We start from the raw sequence: 513 nt of genomic DNA on the forward strand, positions 1-513 counted from the left end.
CGTGTCGGGCATCAGTTTGATTTCGCGAGGAGTTCGGAGGCGATGTTGATATACTTGCGGCCCGCCTCTGCGGCGACTTTGGCGGCGTCCTTGAGGGTCATCTCGCCGCGCACTTCGGCCAGCTTGATCAGCATGGGCAGATTGACGCCGGACAGGACTTCGACATTGCCGGCATTCATCACCGACATGGCGAGGTTTGAGGGCGTGCCGCCGAACATGTCTGTCAGGATGATGACGCCCTTGCCGGCATCGCAGGACTTGGCCGTTTCGCGGATTTGATCGCGGCGCGCCTCGATGTCGTCTTCCACTTCGATCGAGATCGAGCGGAATCGATCCTGCTCGCCGACCACGTGTTCCGTGGCGGCGACGAGTTCGCGGGCAAGCTTTCCGTGGCTGACAACCACAATTCCGATCATATGCCGGTCCCAGTGCTCAAACTTTACGAACTTGTCATGCTGCCACTGCGAACACGAGCGTCAACCCTGATTCAGCTGTTGGGAGAATGGTGACCTG

Annotated in this window: 1 protein-coding gene; it reads right to left on the reverse strand. The window is 59.3% G+C overall.

Annotated features, from left to right (window positions below; translation table 11 throughout):
• Positions 1 to 11: 11 nt before the first annotated feature.
• A complete protein-coding gene (locus tag B4F73_RS15435; RefSeq protein ID WP_034810778.1) occupies positions 12 to 416 on the reverse strand; it encodes a PTS sugar transporter subunit IIA in 405 nt (134 codons plus the stop codon).
• Positions 417 to 513 lie beyond the last annotated feature (97 nt).

The organism is Hyphomonas sp. UBA3601, assembly GCF_002375605.1.
Classification (GTDB): Bacteria; Pseudomonadota; Alphaproteobacteria; order Caulobacterales; family Hyphomonadaceae; genus Hyphomonas.

Excerpts from the sequence above, each read along its gene's own strand:
- B4F73_RS15435 (WP_034810778.1), bottom strand. The coding sequence starts at position 416 with ATGATCGGAATTGTGGTTGTCAGCCACGGAAAGCTTGCCCGCGAACTC.